We start from the raw sequence: 24,465 nt of genomic DNA on the forward strand, positions 1-24,465 counted from the left end.
GAACCGTCATCGCGCTTTAGGTTTTTGTTCAAGCATGATCGTTTCGGAAAACCGCTTCGCACTTTTCCGGATCATGCTCTAGCCCTGTCTAAAGCCCATCCGGAACGCGCCCCAATGGCGGCCGCGCACCGTGATCGGCGACGACAGGTCCTTCATCAAGACGAAATTGCCGCCGCCCATGTCGCGGCGATAGGTCTGCAACAGGAACGGTTTTGTATTCGCCGCGACCTTGCTCACCGCGCGGTCGTTGAAGAGGCGGCGGTTGCGGCAATTGGCGTTGTTCCAGACGGGGTCCGGCCCCTGCGGCAGCCGGTAGTTCGGATTGTGGGTCGGCAGATAGCCGCTGCGCGCCCAGGCGACGCAGAACACAATGCGCGGGTCGGTCTTCTGGATCGGGTCCTGGATCGCCGGCAGCACGCGGTCGGTGAAGCCGACGTAGTCGGTCAGATATTGCTTCGGATTGCTGCCGGCGATCTCGCGATAGTTCTCGTCCATCAATTGCGCCAGCGTGATCTCGCCATGCGCGATGGCCTGCTCGAACAGGTCGGAAATCCGTTTCGCGGTCTCGATCACGACGCGGATCAGCGGCGTATCGCCGGTCTCTACGCCGCTGTCGGCGATGGTCACGATCAGGCTTTCGGAGAGCTCGAGCAGTTTCGCGACCCGCGCGTCGGCGTGCTTGAGGTCGCGCGAGGACAGATCGACCCCCTTGGCGAGCTCGTTCAGCTCCGCGATCACGCTGTCGCAATGCCCGAGATTGGAGGTCGCGGCGCGCGCCACGCTGCCGATCTCGGCGCCGACCAAGGAAAAGCCTTGCTGCACGCGGCTGATGATGCCCGAGATCTGCCGGGCGCCTTGGCTGGCGTTCCTGGCGCGCAGCGAGGCGTCGCTGCTCTCGCCGATCAGGCTGCCGATCTGGCCGTCGAGATCGCGCACGGTGTCGGAAATCTGATGCGTCGCCTGGCGGGTCGCCTCGGCGAGGTTCTTCACCTCGCTTGCGACCACCGCAAAACCGCGGCCGGCGGTGCCGGCGCGCGCCGCCTCGATGGTGGCGTTGAGTGCCAGCAGATTGGTCTGCTTGGCGATCGCCTCGATCGAGCCGGAGACCTTGGCGACCTGGCTCAACGCGGAGCCGACCGCGGCGAGCCGGGTCTCGATCCGGCCGACCGCCGCGACGAGTTCAGCGATGTGGCCGACCGCCGTCTCGACCACGTCGCGCGACTCGGCGATCTGGCCGACCGCGGCGGATGCGGTCGATTGCACTGCCTGCGATGCGTTGGCGATGTCGTGATTGGCCGAGACCATGGTCTCGGCGGTGGCTTGCAAATGATGGAATCGCTCCGACTGGTTGGTGACGCGGTTGGCGACTTCCTGGACATTGCCGGCGATGTCGGCGAGTTCGACGCCGAGGCCGCCGATGCGGTCGGCAAGCTGGTCAACGAGCCGTTCGGCCAGCGTCCGGTTCGATGACGTGTCCAGAACTGCGAGCTGCGCGGCCGACATGTTGGCGGATCCTTCCATCGCCGCGGCCGTCGTGCGGCCACAGCATTCCCATCCCAAGACTAAGACGTGATTCGCGCCGCCGGTCTTGCCTGAGCGCGCACGCGTGCCCGCTCAGAGCTTGTAGGCGGTGCGGAAGCCGCCCCAGTGCCGGCCGCGCACCCGGATCGGCACGTCGATCTCGCGCATCATCACGGTGTTGCCGTTGCCCATGTCGCGCGCATAGGTCTGGATCAGATAAGCGCGCTGGTTGCGGCCGGCGGCAAGGCCGGCTGCATCGTTGAAGATGCGCCGGTTGCGGCTGTTGGCGGTGTTGAAGGCGACGTCGCCCGGCCGCTGCGGCTGCGAGTAGACCTTGTTGTGGACCGGCAGATAGCCGTTCTGGTCGATCGCGACGCAGAACGCCATCCGCGGATCCTTGGCGAGGAACGCCTCCTGGAACGCCGGCAGCGTGCGCTCCGCCCAGTCCAGCATCCGGGTCCGATGCTGCACCGGGGTGGTGCCGGCGATCTCGACATAGTCGGTATCGAACATGTCCGCGATCGCAATCGCGCCGCTTGCCAGTCCGTTCTCGAAGATCTTGCTCAGCGCGTGGCCGGCCTCCATCGCGCGGGTGACGAACTCGGTGTTCTCCTCGTGGATCGCCCACATCCGGTCTTCGATCTTTTCGCGCAGCTCGGCGCTCGCCGCTTCGAAGCGGGCCTGGCTGCCTGCCTTGGTGCGCTCGCCGATCCTGATCCGGCACGTGCCGACATCCTGCAAGGTCGCGCTCAAGGTCTCATGGGCCGGCAGCTTCCCGGCGTCGGGCCCGCCGATCAGGATGCCGTCCAGCGCGATCTCGTAGACCGGCGCGGTGACGATGCCGCGCGCGGTCGTGATCTCGATGCCGAGGCTGCAGGGCAGGCGCTCGTTCCTGCGCGGATCGCCGCGTTCGTTCTGGCGCAACAGTACCGCACAGCGCGCTTTCAGCTTCTGGGCGAAGCCGGTAACGGCCTTGCCGGCCGTGGCGACGCTGTCGCCATGCGCGGCGGCTTCGCGGGTCGCACTGTCGATCTCGCCGGCGCTGGTGCCGACCGAGACGATGAAGCTGGAGGCGGAGGCCGCGTTCTGGCCGATCTCGCCGGTGATCTGGTTCTGCTCGGCGACTGCGCCGTTGACGTTCTCGAACACCGGGCGAATCTTTTCGATCGCTTGCGAGATGCGGTGGACGGCATCCGCCGATCCGGTGGCGTCCTTCTGCAACGCCTCGATCTTCCTGGTGATCTCCTCGGTCGCGTTCTGGGTCTGCACCGCCAGTGCCTTGACCTCGGTGGCGACCACCGCAAAGCCCTTGCCGGCGGCGCCGGCACGCGCCGCCTCGATCGTCGAGTTGAGCGCCAGCAGCGTGGTCTGCCGCGCGATCTGCGCGATCAGATTGACGACATTGCCGATCGCGGCCGAGGACTCGCGCAAGCGGTCGACATTGGCGGTGGCCTCGCGCGCCGCGGTCGCGGCGTCGTCGGCGAGCTGGCTGGCGCTGCGCACCTGCGCGCCGATGCCTTCGGCGGAATGGGTGAAGCGGTCGGCGGCCTCGGAGAACGTCGTCGCGGTGCTCTGCGCGTCGCTGCTGCGGCCGGTCAGCGCGTCGGTGCGGGCACGGATGGTCGCGAGCTTGGCAGCCGTCGCCTCGGCCCCGTCGGCGACCGAGCTCGCGGCACGCTCGAGCTGGCGGATCATCGCGCCGAGCTCGAGTTCCAGCAGTTCGAGGATTTCCTTGGATGAATCCTTGGCCGAATCAGCCTCGGCAGAGGTTTCGGGAGCCGCGGCCGGAACTTGCGGCCCGACGGCAGGCGCAGCCGGCTCCGGCACTTGCTTTCGAAACAAACCGAACGCCATTGGGGGGCTCTTGGAAAGTTGCGGCGGGACGCGCGATCCTCGCAAGTCATGGTTAACAAGTGCCTCATATTCCGGCATGCGGTAGTATTCGTTTGCCGGAGGGCCCCGCCGATCCTTTGATTTTGACCGTGAGGGGCCTATAAGGCCGCGTTTTCCACCCTCGTTCAGACCCTAAGCCTCGAAGAGACGTCGCATGGCCGGCCATTCCCAATTCAAGAACATCATGCACCGCAAGGGCCGGCAGGATGCCCAGAAGTCGAAGCTTTTCGGCAAGCTGGCCCGCGAAATCACCGTGGCGGCCAAGCTCGGCACCCCTGATCCGGCGATGAACCCGCGGCTGCGTGCCGCCGTGGTCGCGGCCCGCGCGGAGAACATGCCCAAGGACAACATCGACCGTGCGATCAAGAAGGCCGCCGGCAATGAGGGCGAGAACTATGACGAGATCCGCTACGAGGGCTATGGCCCCGGCGGTGTCGCCGTCATCGTCGAGGCGCTGACCGACAACCGCAACCGCGCCGCCTCCGACATCCGCTCGTTCTTCACCAAGTCCGGCGGCAATCTCGGCGAAACCGGCTCGGTCGCCTTCATGTTCGACCGCACCGGCATCATCGAATACGACGCCAAGGTCGCTTCCGACGACGCCATGCTGGACGCCGCGATCGAGGCCGGCGCCGACGACGTGGTCTCCAGCGAGACCAGCCACGAGGTCTATGCCTCGCAGGACACCTTCCGCGAAGTGGCCAAGGCGCTGGAGGCCAAGTTCGGCGAGCCGCGCAAGGCGGCGCTGACCTGGAAGCCGCAGAACACCATCTCGGTCGACGACGAGACCGGCGAAAAGCTGTTGAAGCTGATGGACCTGCTCAACGAACACGATGACGTGCAGAACGTGTTCGCCAATTTCGAGGTGTCGGACGCGCTGATCGCCAAGATGGGCGGCTAAGTCACCTGCTCTGCTGTCGTCGCCCGGCTCGACCGGCGATCTAGTATTCCAGAGACAGCAGTGCTTGAGCCGATAGGCCGCGGCGTACTGGATCCCCCGCTTTCGCGGGGGATGACGAGCGAGGGCGGGATGATGAGCGAGGCCTACCGCGACACAGGCGGGGATGGTCTTCCGTTTGTGTTTCGTTCTCGCAGGCTAGGCGGTATCACTACCGCATGACAGCCCAGCCGATTCGCTCTCCCGTCCGCATCATCGGTATCGATCCGGGCCTCCGCCGCACCGGCTGGGGCGTGATCGAGACCGAGGGTAACCGTCTGGTCTATGTCGGCTGCGGTTCGGTCGAGCCGCCGGACAATCTGCCGCTGGCGAGCCGGCTGCTGGCGATCCATGAGGGGCTTGCCGCCGTGCTCGGCGACTTCAAGCCGATGGAAGCCGCGGTCGAGCAGACCTTCGTCAACAAGGACGGCGTCGCGACCCTGAAGCTCGGCCAGGCACGCGGCGTCGCCATGCTGGCGCCCGCAATGTTCGGTATTTCGGTCGCCGAATACGCGCCGAACCAGGTCAAGAAGACCGTGGTCGGTGCCGGTCACGCCGAGAAGAACCAGATCCAGGTGATGCTGAAGATCCTGCTGCCGAAAGCCGAGCCGCCGTCCGCCGATGCCGCCGACGCGCTCGCGATCGCGATCACCCACGCCCATCACCGCCAGAGCGCCGCGCTCCGGCTGAAGGTAGCAAACCTATGATCGGCGGTTGCAAGCCTGTGCAATGTGAGGTGAGCACGCTTGTCAGGCTCCCTCCCCCCTTGCGGGGGAGGGTTGGGGAGAGGGGTAAGCCCCGGGCGAGATGTTCGATGAGCGCTTGGCCCGCGCAAAATCGGCTACCTGTCGTCGAAATGAAAATTGAGAGAGCCCGTCGTGTGGTACCCCTCTCCCTAACCCTCCCCCGCAAGGGGGAGGGAACCCATCCGCTGGTGCGTCCCTCACCGGAGGCAAAGCGATCGTGCGGGGAACGAGGGCCAAGCTGGGGTTGCCCTCATGATCGGCAAGCTCAAGGGCCTGATCGATTCCTATGGCGAGGACTATGTGATCCTCGACGTCGGCGGCGTCGGTTATCAGGTGCATTGCGCAAGCCGCACGTTGCAGGCGTTGCCACAGCCGGGCGGAGCGGCCGTGCTCTCGATCGAGACTTATGTCCGTGAAGACCAGATCAAGCTGTTCGGCTTCCGCAGCGATCACGAGCGTGAATGGTTTCGCCTGCTGCAAACCGTGCAGGGCGTCGGCGCCAAGGTCGCGCTCGCGGTGCTCGGCACGCTGCCGCCGACCGATCTCGCCAACGCGATCGCGCTGCGCGACAAGGCGGCGGTGGCCCGCACCCCGGGCGTCGGGCCGAAGGTCGCCGAACGCATCGTCAGCGAATTGAAGGACAGGGCACCGGGCTTTGCCGATGTCGATCCCGCGGTGGTGCAGCTTTCCGGCGCGATCGACAACAACCGCGCGCCGCGTCCGGTCACCGATGCGATCTCCGCGCTGGTCAATCTCGGCTACGGCCAGCCGCAGGCCGCCGCCGCCATCGCCGCCGCCTCACGCAGTGCCGGTGAGAAGGCCGAGACCGCGCAGCTGATCCGGCTCGGGCTCAAGGAATTGTCGAAGTGAACACGCCGCCCCGCATGGTCACGCCCGAGCGCCGCTCCGACGATGTCGGTGACACTGCGCTGCGTCCGCAGTCGCTGACGGAGTTCGTCGGCCAGGCCCAGGCGCGCAAGAATCTCTCGATCTTCATCGAGGCGGCCAAGAAGCGCGGCGAGGCGCTCGATCACGTGCTGTTCGTCGGACCTCCCGGCCTCGGCAAGACCACGCTGGCGCAGATCGTCGCGCGCGAACTCGGCGTCGGCTTCCGTGCCACCTCCGGTCCCGTGATCGCGAAGGCCGGCGATCTCGCGGCGCTGCTGACCAATCTAGAAGAGCGCGACGTGCTGTTCATCGACGAGATCCATCGCCTGAGCCCGGCGGTGGAAGAAGTACTCTATCCCGCGATGGAGGATTTCCAGCTCGACCTGATCATCGGCGAAGGTCCCGCCGCGCGCTCGGTGAAGATCGAGCTGTCGAAATTCACCCTGGTCGGCGCGACAACGCGCGCCGGCCTGCTCACCAATCCGCTGCGCGACCGTTTCGGCATTCCGGTGCGGCTCAATTTCTACACCATCGAAGAGCTGGAGAAGATCGTCACCCGTGGCGCCCGCGTGCTCAACATCGGGATGAGCCCGGACGGCGCCAACGAGATCGCGCGCCGCGCCCGCGGCACGCCGCGCATCGCCGGCCGCCTGCTGCGCCGGGTGCGCGACTTCGCCTCCGCAGCCGACGCCGATTCCGTCGATCGCGGTATCGCCGACCGGGCGCTGAGCGCGCTCGAGGTCGACAGCGCCGGGCTCGATGCGATGGATCGGCGCTATCTCACCACCATCGCCCTGAACTATGGCGGCGGCCCGGTCGGCGTCGAGACCATGGCGGCGGCGCTGTCCGAGCCGCGCGATGCGATCGAGGACATCATCGAGCCCTATCTGATCCAGTGCGGTTATCTGCAACGCACGCCGCGCGGCCGCCTGCTGACCACGCACGCCTTCCGCCATCTCGGCCTCGCCGAACCGAACCGTGATCCGTCGCAGTTCGGCCTGTTCGGCAACGATGGCGATGAAGATTAACGCATGATCCGGAAAGTGCGGAGCGGCTTTCCGACGCAGATCATGCTCAGGCAAGACGCGCTCCCGAACACGTGAAAAGTCGTGTTGACGCAGCGCCTCGCGCGACCGGTAACCTTGCCCGCTAACCATTGCGAAATGTCTGCAGGCCGTCTGCACAAACGCGGCCCAATTTCGCTCCAATCAAAGGGCCTATCATGGATCAGGCATCACCGATCGCACGTCCATGATCTCACGTCGTCATTTCCTGTACACCGCCGGCGGATTGACCGCCGCCACCGCCTCGACCGCGGCCTATGGCCTGAGCGAGCCGGTCGTCCGCCTGACCCTGACACGCTACGACTTGTCGCCGCGGCAATGGCCGGCGGACTTTCCGCTCAAGATCGCAGCGCTCGCCGACATCCACGCCTGCGATCCCTGGATGTCGCTCGATCGCATCGCCGAGATCGTCGAGCGCACCAACGCGCTGAACCCCGACATCATCGTGCTGCTCGGCGACTATGTCGCGGGACTGCGCCACGTCACGCGTTTCATTCCGGCGTCCGAATGGGCCGCGGTGCTCAAGGGCCTGAAGGCGCCGCTCGGCGTGCATGCCGTGCTCGGCAATCACGACTATTGGGAAGACAAGACGGTGCAGCGGCTAGGGCAGGGCGTGCCGGTCGCGCGCCGTGCGCTGGAGCGCGCCGGCATTCCGGTCTACGAGAACGACGCGGTGCGGCTCATCAAGGACAACCGCCCGTTCTGGCTCGCCGGCCTCGGCGACCAACTCGCCTTCATGGCGGCGCGGCGCTATCGCCATGTCGCGCGGATCGGCGTCGACGATCTCAACGCGACGCTGGCAAAGGTCACAGACGATGCGCCGGTGATCCTGCTTGCGCACGAGCCCGACGTCGCGCTCCGCGTGCCATCGCGCGTCGCGCTGCAACTGTCCGGCCACACCCATGGCGGCCAGATCCGGCTGCTCGGCTGGTCGCCGGCGGTGCCGGTCAAGCACGGCATGCGGCTCGCCTATGGCCACATCAAGCTGAAATGCGACGTCGTCGTCTCCGGTGGCCTCGGTTGCAGCATCATGCCGTTCCGGCTCGGCGTGCCGCCCGAGATCGTTCAGGTCACGCTCGGCGGCAAGGGACCGGTGGTGTCCTGAGCGCGCTTGCGCCGGCCTGCGATTTTGCGCAATACGAACCCGAAGTTTTGCGCAATCGGGGGCTGCAAGTGACCTCACCCATTCTCGACGGCCAGATCCGCGACGGCCGCCACCATATGCAGGTCCGCGTCTATTACGAAGACACCGATTTTTCGGGCATCGTCTACCACGCCAATTATCTGCGCTTCATGGAGCGCGGCCGCACCAATCATCTGCGCCTGATGGGCGCCGAGCAGCAGGCGCTGTTCGACGAGGCCGAGGCGGAGACCGGTGGCTTCGCCTTCGTCGTGCGCTCGATGACGCTCGACTTCCTCAAGCCGGCGCGGATGGACGACGTGCTCGACGTCGTGACCTGGCCGATCGCGGTGAAGGGCGCCTCCATCATGCTGGCGCAGGAAGTCAAACGCGGCGATGACGTGCTCGTGAAGGCCCAGGTCCGCGTCGCCTTCATCAGCGGTGGCCGCGCGCAGCCGATTCCCAAGACCATCCGCGCGCTGATGAAGGCCGATCTGGGTTAGCTATCGGACGATGGCAAACGCCCCATCGACTCTGCGGGACGCGGCGCTAGATTTACTCGGGACAAAACAACCGCGAGGGATCGCCGATGTCACGCCCGCCGCTGCCGCCTTTCACCCGCGAGACCGCCGCGCAGAAGGCGCGCATGGCGGAAGATGCCTGGAATTCGCGCGACCCCGTTCGGGTTGCCGGCGCCTATACCGTAGATAGCCGCTGGCGCAATCGCTCCGAGGTATTTCAAGGCCGCGAGGCGATCACGGCCTTCCTGACCCGCAAATGGGAGAAGGAGCTCGATTATCGGCTGATCAAGGACCTCCGGGCGTTCGACGGCAACCGCATCGCGGTGCGCTTCCAGTACGAATGGCACGATGCTGCCGGCAACTGGTTTCGCTCCTACGGCAACGAGCAATGGGAGTTCGACGAGCACGGCCTGATGCGCCGCCGCGAGGCCTCGATCAACGACATCGCGATCTCGGAGAAAGATCGCCGCTTTCACTGGCCCGCCCCGGGCCCGCGTCCGGCCGATGTGCCGGGGTTGGGAGATAGTCCCTTTTAGTTGTCGTCCCGGCCTTCGCCGGGACGACGGATCGCGAGAGACCGCCTTACGCCGCCGCCTTGTGCCGCGCGATCTCGGCCTTGTAGAGATCGAACTCTTCCGCCACCGCCTTCGCCACCGACGGACGTGCGCGCAGCCGCTCGTAATAGGCCTTCAGCGCCGGCCATTTCGAAAGCTCGATCGGCGGCGTCGCCATGGTCCAGTTGATGACGGTGACCAGATAGGCGTCGGCGACGCTGAAATGGTCGAGCAGGTAGTCACGCCCCTTCAGGTGGTCCTCGACATAGTCGAGCCGCGAGACGTACTTCTCCAGCGCATAGGCCTTGGCCTCCGGCGGCGCCTTCTTGTCGAGCAGCGGCAGGAACAGGCCTTTGTGCAGTTCGGTGCCGATGAAGCACAGCCATTGATGCAGCTTCGAACGCTCGGCGTTCGACGCGGTACCGAGGCCGGCGCGCGGGAACTGGTCGGCGACATATTGCAGGATCGCCGCGTTCTCGGTCAGCACCACGCCGTCGTCGGTGCGCAGCGTCGGCACCAGACCGAGCGGGTTGACCTTGTTGAAGTCTGAGCCGTCATTGCGCACCTGCTTGGTCTTCGGATCGACCTCGAGATAATTGGCCGGCTGGCCGGCTTCATACAGCGCGACACGCGTCGCCATCGAGCAGGCGAGGGGAGAGAAATACAGGTCCATGGGTGCCTCCGTGAGATATCCGGCGCAGGTCTCTGGCCGTTGTTGATTTTGTACTGTCTTGGATAATATTTCCGGCGTCAAGGAATTTAGTGCGAAATGGTACAAAAAAATAGCAAGCCGCCATCTGCTGCCAAAATCGCGACGCCGGTCGCACCGAAGCGGCGCGGACGGCCGCGTGCCTATGAGCCCGATGTCGCGCTCGGCAAGGCGCTCGATCTGTTCCGGCGCGACGGCTTTGCCGCGACCTCGCTCGATGATCTCAGCGCGGCGACTGGCATGAACCGGCCGAGCCTCTATGGCGCGTTCGGCGACAAGCGCGAGCTCTACATCAAGAGCTATCAGCGCTACCGCGACGACGCGCGCGCCGCGATGGCCGACATCTTCCGCGCCGATGCGCCGCTGCGCGAGCGGCTGGCGCGCATCTATCGCATCGCGCTCGACATCTATCTGTCCGGCGAGTCCGGTCCGCGCGGCTGCTTCACGGTGATGACGGCCGCGTCGGAGGCGGTGTCGGATCCTGACATCCGCACCATGGTGCTGGAGGGCCTGACCGAGCTCGACAAGGCGTTCGGCATCTGCTTCCGCCATGCCAGGGAGCGCGGCGAGCTGCCCGAGGGCGCGGACCCGGCGGCGCTGGCGCATCTTGCCTCCGCCACCATCCACACCATCGCGATCCGCGCCCGCGCCCGCGTGCCGCGCAAGGAGCTCGAGGCGATCGTGAAGGGCGCCCTCGATGTGCTGTGCGGGGCCAAATAGAAGCGGCAAATTTCTTCGGCGGCAAATGTCGGCCGCTGGTTTTCCGGCCCGTCTTCCGTAAGTTGCCCTCACTCACGGAAGCAGAAAATCATGGGAAAAGTCAGGACTTCGGCGTTTTCGATCTCGATCGACGGATTTGGCGCGGCGCCGCGTCAGAGCCGCGAAAATCCATTCGGCGAAGGCGGCATGGTGTTGCCCGGCTGGTTCCTCCAGACCCGGACGTTTCGCCAGACCTTCGGCCAGGAGGGGGCGGCACCGGGCTCGACGACGAGATCGCGCGCAGGGCGATGGAAAATATCGGCGCCTGGATTCTGGGCCGTAACATGTTCGGTCCGATCCGCGGGCCATGGCCGGATCATGCCTGGAAGGGCTGGTGGGGCCCCAATCCGCCGTATCACACGCCGACCTTTGTGCTGACCCATCACGCCCGGCCCGACATCGAAATGGAAGGCGGCACCACGTTCCATTTCGTGACCGATGGCATTCATGCCGCGCTCGATCGCGCGCGTGCGGTTGCCGGCGACAAGGACATCCGGGTCGGCGGCGGCGTCTCGCTGGTGCGCCAGTTCCTGCAAGCGCGCCTGCTCGACGAATTGCAACTGGCGCTGTCGCCGGTGTTGCTCGGCGCCGGCGAGAATCTGTTCGCCGGCCTCGATCTGCCCGCGCTCGGCTACGCTGTCGTCTCACACGTCGCGAGCCCGAACGCCACCCACGTCACCTTCGCGCGCACATCGTAGTTCGCGCACGGCTGCGTTAGCGGCCGAAATTGGCCGTTGACGCGGCGCGTGTTCGGGCGTACTTAACCCAAAGGTTATTTAACCGATGAGCTAAGTACATGCCGCTGGACCCCCTCAGTTCGACCTTCGCGGCGCTGGCCGATCCGACCCGGCGCGCGATCCTGGCGCGGCTCGCGCTCGGGGAGACCTCGGTGATGGAGCTGGCGAAGCCGTTCGACATGAGCCTGCCGGCGATCTCCAAGCATCTGAAGGTGCTGGAGCATGCCGGGCTGATCTCGCGCGGGCGCGAGGCGCAGTGGCGGCCGTGCCGGATCGCGCCCGACTCGTTCAAGCAGGTCGACGGCTGGCTCGGGAATTTCCGCCGCTTCTGGGACGAGAGCTTCAACCGCCTCGACGGATTGCTCGAGGAGATGAAGGCGGAGGAGGCCGCGAAGGCCCCGCCGCGCAAGCGTAAAACCAGTGTAACCAAGGAGAAGCAACGTGGACGCACGCGTGGATAAGACGCTGAAGATCACCACCCCGTCGGATTTCGAATTCGCGATGACGCGCCAGTTCGACGCGCCGCGGCGCTTCGTGTTCGATGCAATGACCAGGCCGGAATATCTGGTGCGCTGGCTTGGCTGCGAGCAGCTCACGATGCCGGTGTGCGAAGTCGATTTGCGGGTCGGCGGCGCCTATCGGTTCGTGTTCCGCTCGTCCGAGGGCATCGAGCATGAACTCACCGGCACCTATCGCGAGGTGGTGCGGCCGGAACGGCTGGCGTTCGGCGAAACCTTCTCGATGCCGGGCTTCACCAGCGAGGAGTATCTCGTCATCTCGACCTTCGTCGAGGCCGGCGGCACCACCACGCTGACCACCACGATCCGCCATCCCACCAAGGAGGCGCGTGACGGCCATCTCAACTCCGGCATCGACAAGGGCGTCGCGCCGGCCTACGACCGGCTCGCCGAGGTGGTTGCCGAGATGGGCTGAGACCGTGGCCTCTCCACCTGTCGTCCCGGCGAAGGCAGGGACCCATAACCCCGGCTTGTCGTTGCTGCGGCAAGCCGGGGCCCCAGCTTTCTTGATCACGAACGTCGGTGGTTATGGGTCCGGGTTGCGCTTCGCTTGCCCGCGACGACATTGCCTTGACACGCCCCGTTAGGCCCTAATACCCCCGGTTGCGGTCGACCACGTTCTCCAACTCACCACCTTGCTCGAAGCGCGCGATCTGCTGCGCGACGTATTTCGAGATCTCGTCGGCATCGGTGTCGGCGGCGTTGTGCGGGGTCAGCACCACCTTCGGGTGGCTCCAGAACGGGCTGTCCTGCGGCAACGGTTCGGTCTCGTAGACGTCGAGCGAGGCGGCGCCCAGCGTGCCGTCGTCGAGCGCGCGCAGGATGTCGGCCTCGTTCTGCAAGCCGCCGCGGCCGGCATTGATGATCACGGGCGCGCCGAGCGGGCCGTTGCGGTTCAGCTTCGCGAACGCGTCGCGATTCAGCACATGGCGGGTGTCCGGCGTCAGCGGCAGCAGGCAGACCAGGATGTTGGTCTCGCGCAGGAATGCGTCGAGCCCCTCGCTGCCGTGGAAGCAGGCGATGCCGTCGATCCGCTTCTCGCTGCGGCTCCAGCCGACGACGCGGAAGCCGAGCGCGCGGAGCGCCTGCGCCGAGGCCGCGCCGAGCGTGCCGAGCCCCATCACGCCGACGGTGATGGCGTTGGCCGCCCATTGATAGTCCGGCGCCCAGCGCTTCTGCCGCTGCGACTCGCGCAGATAAAGCTCCTGGCGGTGATGCATCAGCACATGCAGCACGACATATTCGGTCATGCGGCTGGTGAGGTCGGACACCGAGACCCGCACCAGCGGCACGTCGGGCAGCGAGCGGTCGGCCATCAGCGCGTCGACGCCGGCGCCGAGGTTGAAGATGACGCGCAGGTTCTTGAACGCCGCGAGTTCGCCCGGCTTCGGCTTCCACACCGCGGCATAGTGCACCTCGGCGGGGTCCAGCGCCGGGTCCGGCAGCAGCACCACGGGTCGGTCCGGGCAGACCGTGTCGAACCGCGCCTTCCAGCGCGCCGACGACCAGTTTTCCGAGCCGCCATTGATCAGCAGCGCGAGCGCGCCCTTACCCATCCAGATACCTCCAAAATCAATGTGATATAAGTCACAGAGCGGGCCTGGCCCGCGCCCTAACCTCCTGCCATCAACAGGGGAGAACTTCCATGCGCAAACTGATCCTGATCTCGGCTTTCGTGCTTGCCTCCGCCGTCACCGCCGATGCCGGCCAGAACCGCGGCCTCGTGCTCGCGGCGGCGGATGCGCCAGCGCAAACGCAAGCAGCCGTTGCACCGGCACAGGCCGAGGCACAGCCGGCCCCCTCGCAGGTTCAGGCGTCGACGCCCCGGCGGTCGCGTCCGGTGCAGAACAGCGGCGTCCGCCACCGCGAGAGCGACGAAGCCAAGGCGCGCCGGATTGCCGCCCGCTACGGCGTCTACTGGTAGCAATTGCCGTCGCGGCGATGGACCTGACTCGCCGCTCAAAAATCTTTCGCGCCGCCTGTCGGCAGCGGGCATAATCGTTCGTTCTTGCAATGAACGGAGATGCCTTTTCGATGCTGTACGCGATCCTCTGCTATCATGACGAAGACCTGGTCGGTTCCTGGAGCAAGGAACACGACGCCTCGGTCATGCAGAAACTGTCCGTCGTGCAGGACAAGCTCGCCAGGGAGGGCAAGCTCGGACCGGTGGCCCGGCTGCTGCCGACCACCGCCGCGACCACGCTGCGCAAGGAAAACCCGCCGCTGGTGCTCGACGGCCCGTTCGCCGAAACCAAGGAACAATTGCTAGGCTTCTACCTGGTCGATGCCAAGAACCTCGACGAGGTGCTCGACATCGCGCGCGACCTCGGCGAGGCCAATCCCGGCGGCACCTATGAGATCCGCCCGGTCGGCCACTTCACGCCGGGGAGCGCAAAGCCGTGAGCGTGACCGATACCGCCTGGATCGACGCCGCGCTGACATCGGCGCGTCCCCAGGCGGTCGGCGCGCTGCTGCGCTACTTCCGCAATCTCGATACCGCCGAGGAGGCCTTCCAGAACGCCTGCTTGCGCGCGCTGAAGAGCTGGCCGCAGAACGGCCCGCCGCGCGATCCCGCGGCGTGGCTGATCATGGTCGGCCGCAATGTCGCGATCGACGACATCAGGCGCAGCAAGAAGCAGGAGGCGCTGCCCGACGACGACCGGTCGATCTCCGATCTCGACGACGCCGAGGAGGAGATCGCCGAACGGCTCGACGGCTCGCACTACCGCGACGACATCCTGCGGCTGTTGTTCATCTGCTGCCACAAGGACCTGCCGGCGACGCAGCAGATCGCGCTGGCGCTGCGCATCGTCTCCGGCCTCACGGTCAAGCAGATCGCGCGCGCCTTCCTGGTCTCGGAAGCCGCGATGGAGCAGCGCATCACCCGGGCCAAGGCGCGCGTCGCCGATGCCAACGTGCCGTTCGAGACGCCGGGCGCGGTCGAGCGCAGCGAGCGGCTCGCCTCGGTCGCCGCGATGATCTACCTGATCTTCAACGAGGGTTATTCGGCGAGCGGCGACACCGCGGAGATCCGCTCGCCGCTGTGCGAGGAGGCGATCAGGCTCGCCCGCCTGCTGCTGCGGCTGTTCCAGAGCGAGCCGGAAATCATGGGGCTGACCGCGCTGCTCTTGTTGCAGCACGCCCGCGCCGCCGCGCGGTTCGATGCGGACGGCCAGGTGATCCTGCTCGACGACCAGGACCGCAGCCTGTGGAATCAGAAGCTGATCGCGGAGGGCCTCGCCCTGATCGACAAGGCGATGCGCCATCGCCAGAGCGGACCCTATCAGGTGCAGGCCGCGATCGCAGCGCTGCATGCCCGCGCGGAGAAGCCCGAGGATACCGACTGGACCCAGATCGATCTGCTCTATGGCGCGCTCGAGCTCATGCAGCCGTCGCCGGTGATCACGCTCAACCGGGCGGTTGCGGTCTCCAAGGTGCAGGGGCCCGAGGCCGCGCTCGAGATGATCGAGCCGCTGGCGCCGCGGCTCGCGAACTATTTCCATTATTTCGGCGTGCGCGGCGCCTTCCTGATGCAACTCGGCCGCAACGAGGAGGCCCGTGTCGCCTTCGACCGCGCCATCGCACTCGCCAACACCACGGCCGAGGCCGCCCATATCCGCATGCACATCGACCGCCTGATGCGCGACAGCCAGCCGCGCAATGCGAAGGCGAAGTAGCGGCGCGCAGCTTCTGTCTTTCAAGCCCGGGCCGAGAGACTTCCCGCGTGGCACCCCTCTCCCTAACCCTCCCCCGCAAGGGGGGAGGGAACCCTTCCGCCGGTGCTTCTCTCACACCCGCGCAGGGCCATCGCCAATCAATTGCGTGAGGTGAGCACGCTGGTCAGGCACCCTCCCCCTTGCGGGGGAGGGTGGGGAGAGGGGTAAGCCCCGGGCGAGATCATCGACGAGGCCCCGGTAGTCTGGTCACGGCATTCGCCACTCTCAAAATTCTTCCTGCGATCTGTCGGCCGCGCATCGCCCCGTTCGTCTTGATGACAGAGCATCACCAAGCGTTACGGAGCCTGCCATGCCGACGATCGTCGACACCGAAGTCTCGAAGTCCGCCCGGATCACCGGCCGCGTCATCAGCGGCGTGGTCGTCCTCTTCCTGCTGTTCGACGGCGCGATCAAGCTGGTGCCGTTGCCGGTCGTCACCGAGACCTTGGACAGGATGGGCTGGGGCGCGAGCGATACGCTGGCGCGCAGCCTCGGCATCATCACCATCGTCTGCACGCTGCTCTACTCGGTGCCGCCGACCTCGATCCTCGGTGCCATCCTGCTCACCGGCTATCTCGGCGGCGCCATCGCATCGCATGTGCGGATCGACAGCCCGCTGTTCTCCCACACGCTGTTCGGGCTTTATCTCGGCCTGATGGTGTGGGGCGGGCTCTATCTGCGCGACGGCAATCTGCGTGCGCTGCTGCCGTTCCGCCGCTAAGCGTCTGGTTTGACGCGCTCGCTTGAAAACGCTTTCGTTGTTCGATTCATCTTCCGGAGACCATCATGTTCGAGACCATTGCCATCATCGCCATCATCCTTGCGATCGCGATTGCCGTAATTCTCATCCTCGCGGCGACCAAGCCGAGCACGTTCCGCGTCACGCGTGCGACCAGCATCAACGCGCCGGCCGAACGGATCTTTGGATTGATCGACGATTTCCGTCAGTGGACAGTCTGGTCGCCCTACGAGAACCGGGACCCGGACATGAGGCGCATCTACAGCGGCACCGAGCGCGGGCAGGGCGCGGCCTATGCCTGGGAGGGCAACAAGAATGTCGGCGCCGGCCGCATGGAAATCCTGCAATCCGCCGCGCCGTCGAAGATCGTCATCAAGCTGGATTTCCTGAAGCCGTTCGAGGGCCACAACACCGCGGAGTTCACAATGCTGCCGCAGGGAGATGCGACCAGCGTCACATGGACCATGTATGGTCCGGCCGTCTTCATGTCGAAGGTGATGCAGGTGTTCATGAACCTGGACCACATGATCGGCCGGGATTTCGAGGTCGGTCTCGCCAATCTGAAGAAGCTGACCGAAAAATAACGCGCTTTCGAGTGAAGTGGTTATCGGTTCGCGTCAAGAAAACGTGTCAAGCCAGAATCTGTTCAAGGGAGCAAGCGATGCAGGTCAACCCCTATCTCTCCTACGATGGCAATTGCGGCGCCGCGCTGAAATTCTACGAAAAGGTTCTCGGCGCGCGGATCGAGGAAACCTTCCCCTACGGCGAGGGCAATGCCGAAATGCAGACCCCGCCGGGCTGGAAGGACAAGGTCATGCATGCCCGCCTCACGATCGACGGCGAGATCATCATGGCCTCGGATGCCCCGCCCGGCCATTTCCAGAAGCCGCAGGGCTTTCACGTCGCGTTGCAGGTCGAGGATCCCACCGAGGCCGAGCGCCGCTTCACGGCGCTGTCCGAAGGCGGCGCGGTCACCATGCCGTTCGGCAAGACCTTCTTCTCGAACGGCTTCGGCATGTGCGTCGATCAGTTCGGCATCCCCTGGATGGTGAACTGCCCGGCGCAGATGTGACGAGCCGGATCGACAGGGCCGCCATCGAATAGATCGGGACGGGAAATCGGCGTCATGCCGTCCCACGCCAAGAGGGACTGCACCGCGTCGGGATCGAACCGACGCGTTGCAGCTATCGCCAATAGCTGCAGCAGAAAATAGATGACCATCAGCTGCGCGAGGGTGCATGCCGCGGATCGCGATCTTGCCTCGTCCTTGCTGTGCTTGATCGTCGTGCGGTCCATGAGTTCCTCGCCTCGTTTTCCGTCACCACATCGCCTGTATCATCAGCAATGCACCGCCAAGGATGACCACCCCGTCCAGAATGTCGGTGTGGACGTGGATCGGTAGATGGGCGCTCAGCCGTTTTGCGAGGAAGGCGCCTGGCGTTGCGCAACAGCCGATCAGGATCGCCATGATCCAGGCAGACGCCGGAAGCGCACCCGCCGTCTGAAACACGGCCGTCTTCGCCAGCCCGAGAAACAGCGAAATGCCGGCGTCGGTCGCGATCACCGCAGAGCCGCGAAGACCGGCCGCGAGAAGGATTGAAAGCAGGACGACGCCGGATCCCGACGTCGCTCCGACCAGAAGCCCGTATCCGCTTCCCGCTACCGCTACGCCCGGCGTCGTCAATCTCCATTGCGCCTTGCTTGCGAGCCGCCGCAGCGGGACCAGGACGATCAGCGCCAAGCCGATCACGATCGTCACCGTCTTTCCGCCGAGCGTCGTGTAGACGTAAGCGCCCCCAATGCAGGTCGGCAGCGCGCAGCTCGCCAGCATGATGGCATTTCGCACATCAAACTTGTCCCTCAAGGCGATCAGCCGGCTTGCATTCGTCAGGAGCGCAGACAGGCTGATGATTGGGACGACGGCCTCCGATCCGACGATCGGGAGGAGAACGGGCGGAAGGATCAGCCCTGTGCCGTATCCGGCAACGCCACCGACAATCGCTGCAATGAACGAGAGTGCGGCGACGAGGCAATATTGTTCGAACGTTGCGAGATGAACGGCGTCATACATCAGTTTCGGCCTCCAACGCTGTTTCCATCGTTGGTAAGGCCTTCTCGATGTCATCTCCAACAGAAGAAGCTGATGATCCTATCGATAATTCTTGTGCGGCTCGCGCGAGCTGAAGGGTGATCGCATCCCTGTCAGGCTATGGCGTCCTGGACGATTGGTACGAACTCGTTGAGCAGGGTGGCTGCGGATCCGTTCTGCGGTCTCACGACATAAAAGTCGCGGGTCAGGTCGAAGCCGTCGATTCTCTTCAGGATCAGATCGTCTGAGGAGAGGCTGTGGCGAGCGCGCAGTGTCGATAGGATGCCGACACCTACGCCGGCTTGAGCCGCTTGTTTGACAGCCTCCGGGCTGCCTACGATGAGAGCGATCTTCAGGCGGTCGAACGACAAGCCCAGAGCAGCAAGCTCGCGCTCGAGGATCGCGCGCGTTCCGGATCCCTTCTCCCGCATGATGACGGGGGTCGCCAACAGGTCATCGATCGTAAGGTCGTCCCGGGATACCCATGGATGCTCAGGTGAGACGACGAATACGATCTGCTCCCGCCAAAGCGGCGTCACGCGGTAGTTCGAAGAGAGGGGCACGCCATCGCTGACCAGCGCGGCGTCGACCGCGCCCTGATTGAGATATTCGATGACCTGGGTGCTGTTCCCGATCTCAAGCACGACCTGAACTTTGGGATGTCTGCTCTGAAAGATCCGGATTGCGGTAGGCATCGCATACTTCGAGATGGAATTCGTCGCGGCGATGCGCAGGCGTCGCGTGCTTTCTTCCCGAAGCTCCGCCAGCGCGCGCGAGGCTTCGTCGTAAAGGGCGAGAATTCTTTCTGCGTGCGCAAACAGGATCGCTCCTGCTTTGGTCAACTGCACCGAATGATGGCTGCGGATGAAAAGCGGAACGTCGAGTTCCTGCTCGATCGAGCGAATGTGGAACGAGATTGCTTGTTGAGTGAGATGGAGATCGTGACCAGCATCGGTAAAGCTTTTTCTCAAAGCCACCGCATGGAATACACGCAACCTCTGATCACGTATCAGGGACATCTATTCAATCTGGTTGTTCATGAGACTTAACAACATCAGAAACTGATGTCAAAGATGACGACGATCAGAACCAACTGGAATGCAGCGGTGAACGCGGATGGGCGTTCGATGTCGCCTGCATCGTGGTTCTGCTTCGGCCTCGTCCGATCGCCGCGATGTGGATCGCGCATCGTCGCAACACGGTCGGAAAATGTCGCAGGATGTCGTCCGGTCAGGCCGCGTGAGCGTTTCACGATGACGGATTTGACGTCGTGTCCAACTTGGGGGCAGTTCCGTGGTCGAGCGTGACGGCGATTTGGGAGCGGCCGGCCTATCGGATGACATTTGCGGCACCGAACCGGTTTCTGACCTGGCCGCTTGCAAGCGTGTCGCGACCGATCGGGAGTTTCTGCGCTCGATCGGTGCCGGCTCACCTGCACCGCGGGTAGATCGCGGCGAGCTCGCGGCCGCGCAGCAGCAGCAGGCGCGAGGTCAACCCGCCGCGGCGGATGATCCAGCCGCGCACCGGGGCCGGGTAGGCTTCGAGCACCGCCTCGGACGCTTCCGGCTCGGCATAGGTGCGGCCGCGCCGGTCGATCGAGCGCGCCGCATGAAAACCGAGCACCGCGCGCCGGGTCACGCAGATGCGATCGCCCGGCACCATCGAGAGCACCAGGGTGCAGGCCGACAGGCACGGCCCGTCGATCACCACGCGCTCGCCGGACTCGCGCACCTTGTCGAACAGGTCGATGAACGGGCCGACCTGTCCGCCGGGGCTGGCGAGAATGCGAACGTCGGCCTGCGCGCAGCTCACCGTTGCGCAGAGAGCTGCCGCCGCGACAAGTGTTTTCATGAGCGCCATCCCTGCCGCCGATGCGGTCGAGGACCGCCGCATCCGAAGCCGCAAGGCTCGCGCCGGAATGGGGCATCGTCAAGACCGATGCCCCTTCGCCAGTACGGATCGGTTCAGGCGGTCCGGTTCTTGAGTGCGCCGACGATCGCGGTGAGCACCGCGCCGGCAACGCCGCCGCCGGCGACCTGTCCGATGATGCTACCGATGTCAGGCGTGGCACCGGAATTGGCAAGCAGCGGGATCAGCATGCCGAGAAGCTGTCCGCCCGCGCCGCCGCCGATGGCGCCCGCGATGGTGTTTCCGAGCGTGCCAAGATCGATGTTCTTGGCCGCTCCCGCGGCGACATTGCCGCCGACGGCTCCGCTGATGATCTGAATGATCAGATTGATGAGAACTCCCGACATGACGCGATTCTCCCCGGTATCTGGTTTCAGCATGGCCGGGCGCCGGCCGGCGCCCTCCGGCGCGAAGGTTAAGCCAGCGCCGCGCGGACGTCATGCTGCGCACGCGAAGATTGCAGGCCCACGCGGCCGGTATGCACCGGCTTTTTGCGGCTCTTCCCGGCTTCAGTCCGCGCCGGATACGCCGGCCTCGGCAAAGGTCGCCATGCCGCCGTGGCAGGCCAGCGCGGCGCGCAGCAGCAGGATCGCGATGCCGGCGCCGGAGGCTTCGCCGAGCCGCATTTCGAGATCGAGCAGTGGGGCGAGGGCGAGGTCGCGCAGCAATTCGCGATGGCCGAGCTCAGCCGACACGTGGCCGGCGCGGCAATGCGCGAGGCCATCGGGGGCAAGCCTTGCCAGCGGCAGCACCGCCGAGGTCGCGACGAAACCGTCGAGCAGCACCGGGATCGATCTGGCGCGCGCCGCCAGCACGGCGCCGAAGATCGCCGCGAGTTCGCGGCCGCCGAGCGCCACCGCGACGGCGAGGGGATCGTCGAGCAGGTTGCGATGCATCTTGAGCGCGGTATCGATCGTGGTGCGCTTGCGCAGCAGGCCGGCATCATCGACGCCGGTGCCGCGGCCCGCCCAGCGCGCGCCGCGCCCGCCCATCAATGCCGCGCACAGTGTGGCGGCTACCGTGGTGTTGGCGATGCCCATCTCGCCGACCACGAGCAGGTCGCATTGCTCCGGCACCGCGCGCCAGCCGGTGTCGAGCGCGACCAGGAAGTCGGCGCCATCCATCGCCGGTGCCATCGTGAAATCGCGGGTCGGTCGCGCGAGCTCGAGCGGCTCGACGCGCAGCTCGGCGCCGGCAAGCCTGGCGATCTGGTTGATCGCAGCGCCGCCGGCGGCGAAGTTCGCCACCATCTGCGCGGTGACCTCGGACGGGTAGGCGGAGACGCCGCGCTCGGCAATGCCGTGATTGCCGGCGAACACCGCGATCGTGACCTGATCGAGCCGCGGGATTTGGCGCCGCTGCCAGCGCGCCAGCCAGATCGTCACCTCTTCCAGCCGGCCGAGACTGCCGGGCGGCTTGGTCAGGTTCTGCTGGCGCACGCTTGCCGCCGTCGCCGCCGCCTCGTCACCCGCGGGCAGCTCGCGACAAAAGCTGCGAATGTCGTCTAGTGTATTGAACTGCATGCGATTCCCTCGTCGAGCGGGCCGCAAGCTAAAGCATGATCGGGAAAACTGAGAAGCGATTTTCCGAAAGGATCATGCTCAAACAAGAAGCTGAAGCGCGAACTCATTGCGCTTTAGAGCATGATCCGGAAAAGTGGAAAGCCGGTCTTCCGAAAAGATCATGCTCAAACAAGGAGTTGAGATCATGATGCGATTCCGTGGAAACGCATCATGATCCAGTGCAATTTCGAGGCCTCACCATGAATCAATGGCTCGACGATCTCAGGATTGCCACGGCCTTCCTGACCCGGCTGCCGATGCCGCATCCGGACGGGGCGCAGCCGGAGAGCTTTGCGCGGGCGCAGCGGCTGTTCCCGCTGGTCGGTGCCGGGATCGGGGCCGCGGTCGGCCTGTTCTGCCTGCTGCTCCGGGCGATCGGCGTGCCGGACCTCGCCGCGGCGGCGCTCGCGCTCGGCGGGGCTGCGCTGCTCACCGGCGCGCTGCATGAGGACGGGCTCGCCGATGTCGCCGATGGGTTCGGCGGCGGCCGCGACGTCGCGGCCAAGCTCGAGATCATGCGCGACAGCCGGCTCGGCACCTATGGCGCGCTGGCGCTGGTGGTGAGCTTTGCGGCCAAGCTGGCGGCGATCGCTGCGATTCCGGATGGCCTGGTGGTGCAGAGCCTGATCGCGGCGCATGCGCTCGGCCGCGGCGTGCTGCCGTGGATCGCGATCAGCCTGCCTTACGCGCGCAAGGACGGGCTCGCCGCCAATGCCGGCCGCCCCGACGGCACGATCGCCGCAGTCGCGGCCGGCATCGCGCTCGTGATCGCTGTGCTGGCCCTGCCGCTCGGCAGCGCGCTGCTGGCGGCGATCGCGGCCGGCGCGAGCGCAGTGATCATGATGCAATTGGCAAGGCGGCAGATCGGCGGCCAGACCGGCGATGTGCTCGGCGGCGCCGAGCAGGTCGCGGAGAGCGCGATCCTGGTGCTGCTCGCGGCGCGATTGGGGTGATCGAGGAATGGACCGCGAAACGTATCTCTGGCTGATCCGCCACGCGCCGGTCGATGGTCCGCGCGGTGTGATCCACGCACCCGATGCGCCGGCCGACCTTGATGATGCCGCCACATTCGCCGCGTTGCAGGCGCGGCTGCCGAGCGGCGCTCGCACAATTTGCAGCCCGGCGCGGCGGACCCGTGAGACCGCGGCGCGGCTTGGCCTCACGGCAACCGAAGACGATGCCTTCCGCGAACAGGATTTTGGCACCTGGACCGGCCGTCGTCACAGCGAGATCGAGCAAGAACTCGGCGCGGAAGCCTATCGCGCCTTCTGGCAGTCGCCGGGGATCAACCGGCCGCCGGGTGGCGAGAGCTTCGCGGACCAGATTGCGCGCGCGCGAGTTGGGCTTGCGCGTCTGCCTCCCGGCGATGTCGTGCTCGTCGTGCATTCCGGCACCATCCGCGCGATCCTCGCGATCGCGCTCGAACTGGCGCCGGAGCATGCGCTGCGCTTCGTGATCGGTCCGCTGTCGCTGACGCGGGTCGATCGGTTGGGGAAGGCGTGGCGCGTGGTGGCGGTGAATGGCTGATGAATCCCGTTGCGCCGCGGGGGCTCACCCGTTCCGCCGTTCGCCGCGCAGCGTCGGCAGGCCGATGCCAGCGGCATCGAAGCCGCCGTCGACGGCGAGGATCTGTCCGGTGATGTAGCTCGCGCGATCCGAGCACAGGAAGAAGATCGCCTCAGCCAGCTCCTCCTCCAGCCCATAGCGGTTGAGCGGGATCGCGTCGTGATAGTCGGCGCGGATCTCCGGCGTATGCACCGCCTTGGCCATCGCGGTCTCGACCGGCCCGGGCGCCACGCCGTTGACGCGGATGCCGAGCGAGGCGAGTTCGACCGCAAGCTGCTTGGTGAGATGCGCGAGGCCGGCCTTGCTGGTGCCGTAGGCCGAGCGCAGCGTCGAGGCGCGCACCGCCGAGATCGAGGTGATGTTGACGATCGCACCGCCGCCATGCTCGCGCATCAGGGGCGCGGCCGCCTTGGTGCACAGGAACGGGCCGGTCAGATTGACCGCCATGATCCGGCTCCAGTCGGCGTCCGAGGTCTCCAGCACCGGCGCGAACACCGCCGTGCCGGCGTTGTTGACCAGCGCGTCGAGCCGGCCGAAGCGGTTTGTGATCGTCGCCATCGCCTTGGTCACGCCATCGGCGTCGGACACGTCGCAGGTCAGCGCCAGCGTCGTGTCGGGTTGCCTCAACGCAGCGACCGCGGCATTCAGCAACTCCCCCTCGATGTCGAGCAGCGCGACGCGCCAGCCGTCGGCGAGGAAGCGTTTCGCCGCGGCCAGCCCGATGCCGCGCGCGGCGCCGGTCACGAGTGCGACTTTTTGTGCGGAGGAGGTCATCGGGTGGTCCATCGGTTTCGGGCAAGAAGCCCCGACCGTCTGCGACCTTTATGCAGAGGTGTCAACAACCGGCAGCATGCTATTTTCCCGTCATCCTGAGGAGCGCGTAGCGCGTCTCGAAGGATGCGCGGCGACCAGCCCGGG

At 65.8% G+C, this 24,465-nt stretch carries 29 protein-coding genes and 1 pseudogene; 19 read left to right on the forward strand and 11 right to left on the reverse strand.

Features of this window, described 5'->3' with window-relative positions; all coding sequences use genetic code 11:
- Positions 1–78: 78 nt before the first annotated feature.
- Positions 79–1,503: a methyl-accepting chemotaxis protein gene (locus CWS35_RS11345; protein ID WP_100956244.1), complete on the reverse strand. Its 1,425-nt coding sequence runs from the start codon at positions 1,501–1,503 to the stop codon at positions 79–81.
- A gap of 111 nt (positions 1,504–1,614) precedes the next feature.
- Positions 1,615–3,375, reverse strand: coding sequence for a methyl-accepting chemotaxis protein (locus CWS35_RS11350; protein WP_100951947.1), 1,761 nt, complete (start codon positions 3,373–3,375; stop codon positions 1,615–1,617).
- 193 nt (positions 3,376–3,568) lie between these two features.
- On the opposite strand from CWS35_RS11350, the gene CWS35_RS11355 reads away from it, so the two are divergent.
- The 7 genes from CWS35_RS11355 (at position 3,569) to CWS35_RS11385 (ending at position 9,226) form a co-directional block, all read left to right on the forward strand.
- Positions 3,569–4,315: a YebC/PmpR family DNA-binding transcriptional regulator gene (locus tag CWS35_RS11355; protein ID WP_024579206.1), complete on the forward strand. Its 747-nt coding sequence runs from the start codon at positions 3,569–3,571 to the stop codon at positions 4,313–4,315.
- A 215-nt stretch (positions 4,316–4,530) separates the two neighbouring features.
- Positions 4,531–5,058 carry a crossover junction endodeoxyribonuclease RuvC gene (gene ruvC, locus CWS35_RS11360; protein WP_024579205.1) on the forward strand — a complete coding sequence of 176 codons (528 nt, stop codon included), beginning with the start codon at positions 4,531–4,533 and terminating at the stop codon, positions 5,056–5,058.
- 291 nt (positions 5,059–5,349) lie between these two features.
- A complete protein-coding gene (gene ruvA / locus CWS35_RS11365) occupies positions 5,350–5,967 on the forward strand; it encodes a Holliday junction branch migration protein RuvA (RefSeq protein ID WP_100951948.1) in 618 nt (205 codons plus the stop codon).
- Positions 5,964–7,013, forward strand: a complete 1,050-nt coding sequence (gene ruvB, locus CWS35_RS11370) for a Holliday junction branch migration DNA helicase RuvB (RefSeq protein WP_168226309.1) — start codon at positions 5,964–5,966, stop codon at positions 7,011–7,013. The genes ruvA and ruvB overlap by 4 nt, the downstream gene beginning before the upstream one ends.
- A 223-nt stretch (positions 7,014–7,236) precedes the next feature.
- Complete coding sequence (locus CWS35_RS11375) at positions 7,237–8,154, forward strand: metallophosphoesterase (protein WP_100951949.1); 918 nt, start codon at positions 7,237–7,239, stop codon at positions 8,152–8,154.
- Positions 8,155–8,222: 68 nt separating this feature from the next.
- On the forward strand, positions 8,223–8,672 hold the full coding sequence (gene ybgC / locus CWS35_RS11380; RefSeq protein WP_024579201.1) for a tol-pal system-associated acyl-CoA thioesterase: 450 nt from the start codon (positions 8,223–8,225) through the stop codon (positions 8,670–8,672).
- Positions 8,673–8,758: 86 nt separating this feature from the next.
- A complete protein-coding gene (locus CWS35_RS11385) occupies positions 8,759–9,226 on the forward strand; it encodes a nuclear transport factor 2 family protein (protein WP_100951950.1) in 468 nt (155 codons plus the stop codon).
- 46 nt (positions 9,227–9,272) lie between these two features.
- On the opposite strand, the gene CWS35_RS11390 is transcribed toward CWS35_RS11385, so the two are convergent.
- Positions 9,273–9,917 carry a glutathione binding-like protein gene (locus CWS35_RS11390; protein ID WP_100951951.1) on the reverse strand — a complete coding sequence of 215 codons (645 nt, stop codon included), beginning with the start codon at positions 9,915–9,917 and terminating at the stop codon, positions 9,273–9,275.
- A gap of 96 nt (positions 9,918–10,013) precedes the next feature.
- Between CWS35_RS11390 and CWS35_RS11395 the strand changes: the two genes are divergently transcribed.
- The 4 genes and pseudogenes from CWS35_RS11395 (at position 10,014) to CWS35_RS11410 (ending at position 12,382) form a co-directional block, all read left to right on the forward strand.
- Positions 10,014–10,673, forward strand: coding sequence for a TetR/AcrR family transcriptional regulator (locus CWS35_RS11395; RefSeq protein ID WP_024579198.1), 660 nt, complete (start codon positions 10,014–10,016; stop codon positions 10,671–10,673).
- 90 nt (positions 10,674–10,763) lie between these two features.
- Positions 10,764–11,410: pseudogene (locus CWS35_RS11400) on the forward strand (dihydrofolate reductase family protein).
- Positions 11,411–11,508: 98 nt separating this feature from the next.
- Positions 11,509–11,910, forward strand: a complete 402-nt coding sequence (locus CWS35_RS11405; protein ID WP_024579196.1) for a metalloregulator ArsR/SmtB family transcription factor — start codon at positions 11,509–11,511, stop codon at positions 11,908–11,910.
- Entirely contained in the window at positions 11,891–12,382 is a 492-nt protein-coding gene (locus CWS35_RS11410) for an SRPBCC domain-containing protein (RefSeq protein ID WP_200894399.1), read from the forward strand. The genes CWS35_RS11405 and CWS35_RS11410 overlap by 20 nt, the downstream gene beginning before the upstream one ends.
- A gap of 175 nt (positions 12,383–12,557) precedes the next feature.
- On the opposite strand, the gene CWS35_RS11415 is transcribed toward CWS35_RS11410, so the two are convergent.
- On the reverse strand, positions 12,558–13,523 hold the full coding sequence (locus CWS35_RS11415) for a glyoxylate/hydroxypyruvate reductase A (RefSeq protein WP_100951952.1): 966 nt from the start codon (positions 13,521–13,523) through the stop codon (positions 12,558–12,560).
- Positions 13,524–13,612: 89 nt separating this feature from the next.
- Here CWS35_RS11415 and CWS35_RS11420 point away from each other — a divergent pair, with 89 nt between their 5' ends.
- From CWS35_RS11420 to CWS35_RS11445, 6 genes are all read left to right on the forward strand, one after another.
- Positions 13,613–13,891 (forward strand): hypothetical protein, encoded by a 279-nt coding sequence (locus CWS35_RS11420; RefSeq protein WP_024579193.1) that lies wholly within the window; start codon positions 13,613–13,615, stop codon positions 13,889–13,891.
- A gap of 110 nt (positions 13,892–14,001) precedes the next feature.
- On the forward strand, positions 14,002–14,370 hold the full coding sequence (locus tag CWS35_RS11425; protein WP_024579192.1) for a YciI family protein: 369 nt from the start codon (positions 14,002–14,004) through the stop codon (positions 14,368–14,370).
- A complete protein-coding gene (locus tag CWS35_RS11430; protein WP_100951953.1) occupies positions 14,367–15,644 on the forward strand; it encodes an RNA polymerase sigma factor in 1,278 nt (425 codons plus the stop codon). Before CWS35_RS11425 ends, CWS35_RS11430 begins: the two co-directional genes overlap by 4 nt.
- Before the next feature lie 349 nt (positions 15,645–15,993).
- Positions 15,994–16,404, forward strand: coding sequence for a DoxX family protein (locus CWS35_RS11435; protein WP_024579190.1), 411 nt, complete (start codon positions 15,994–15,996; stop codon positions 16,402–16,404).
- A 65-nt stretch (positions 16,405–16,469) separates the two neighbouring features.
- Entirely contained in the window at positions 16,470–17,006 is a 537-nt protein-coding gene (locus CWS35_RS11440) for an SRPBCC family protein (RefSeq protein WP_024579189.1), read from the forward strand.
- A gap of 77 nt (positions 17,007–17,083) precedes the next feature.
- A complete protein-coding gene (locus CWS35_RS11445) occupies positions 17,084–17,494 on the forward strand; it encodes a VOC family protein (protein WP_024579188.1) in 411 nt (136 codons plus the stop codon).
- Here the strand turns inward: CWS35_RS11445 and CWS35_RS38950 are convergent.
- From CWS35_RS38950 to cobT, 6 genes are all read right to left on the reverse strand, one after another.
- Positions 17,449–17,718 (reverse strand): hypothetical protein, encoded by a 270-nt coding sequence (locus CWS35_RS38950; RefSeq protein WP_024579187.1) that lies wholly within the window; start codon positions 17,716–17,718, stop codon positions 17,449–17,451. The two genes, CWS35_RS11445 and CWS35_RS38950, sit on opposite strands and share 46 nt — an antisense overlap.
- A 22-nt stretch (positions 17,719–17,740) precedes the next feature.
- Positions 17,741–18,493: a sulfite exporter TauE/SafE family protein gene (locus tag CWS35_RS11450; protein ID WP_024579186.1), complete on the reverse strand. Its 753-nt coding sequence runs from the start codon at positions 18,491–18,493 to the stop codon at positions 17,741–17,743.
- A gap of 131 nt (positions 18,494–18,624) precedes the next feature.
- The gene (locus CWS35_RS11455) at positions 18,625–19,530 is read right to left on the reverse strand and encodes a LysR family transcriptional regulator (RefSeq protein ID WP_024579185.1); all 906 of its coding nucleotides are present in this window, start codon (positions 19,528–19,530) and stop codon (positions 18,625–18,627) included.
- A 409-nt stretch (positions 19,531–19,939) separates the two neighbouring features.
- On the reverse strand, positions 19,940–20,362 hold the full coding sequence (locus CWS35_RS11460; RefSeq protein ID WP_162487048.1) for a hypothetical protein: 423 nt from the start codon (positions 20,360–20,362) through the stop codon (positions 19,940–19,942).
- A gap of 113 nt (positions 20,363–20,475) precedes the next feature.
- Positions 20,476–20,766, reverse strand: coding sequence for a hypothetical protein (locus tag CWS35_RS11465; protein WP_024579183.1), 291 nt, complete (start codon positions 20,764–20,766; stop codon positions 20,476–20,478).
- Positions 20,767–20,928: 162 nt separating this feature from the next.
- Positions 20,929–21,942 (reverse strand): nicotinate-nucleotide--dimethylbenzimidazole phosphoribosyltransferase, encoded by a 1,014-nt coding sequence (gene cobT, locus CWS35_RS11470; protein ID WP_100951954.1) that lies wholly within the window; start codon positions 21,940–21,942, stop codon positions 20,929–20,931.
- Between the two features lie 239 nt (positions 21,943–22,181).
- Between cobT and cobS the strand changes: the two genes are divergently transcribed.
- Positions 22,182–22,934, forward strand: a complete 753-nt coding sequence (cobS, locus tag CWS35_RS11475) for an adenosylcobinamide-GDP ribazoletransferase (RefSeq protein ID WP_100951955.1) — start codon at positions 22,182–22,184, stop codon at positions 22,932–22,934.
- 7 nt (positions 22,935–22,941) lie between these two features.
- On the forward strand, positions 22,942–23,508 hold the full coding sequence (locus CWS35_RS11480; protein ID WP_024579180.1) for a histidine phosphatase family protein: 567 nt from the start codon (positions 22,942–22,944) through the stop codon (positions 23,506–23,508).
- 24 nt (positions 23,509–23,532) lie between these two features.
- Here CWS35_RS11480 and CWS35_RS11485 read toward each other — a convergent pair whose 3' ends face one another.
- The gene (locus CWS35_RS11485; protein ID WP_100956246.1) at positions 23,533–24,321 is read right to left on the reverse strand and encodes an SDR family NAD(P)-dependent oxidoreductase; all 789 of its coding nucleotides are present in this window, start codon (positions 24,319–24,321) and stop codon (positions 23,533–23,535) included.
- Positions 24,322–24,465 lie beyond the last annotated feature (144 nt).

Source organism: Bradyrhizobium sp. SK17 (assembly GCF_002831585.1).
In the GTDB taxonomy this organism is placed as follows: domain Bacteria; phylum Pseudomonadota; class Alphaproteobacteria; order Rhizobiales; family Xanthobacteraceae; genus Bradyrhizobium.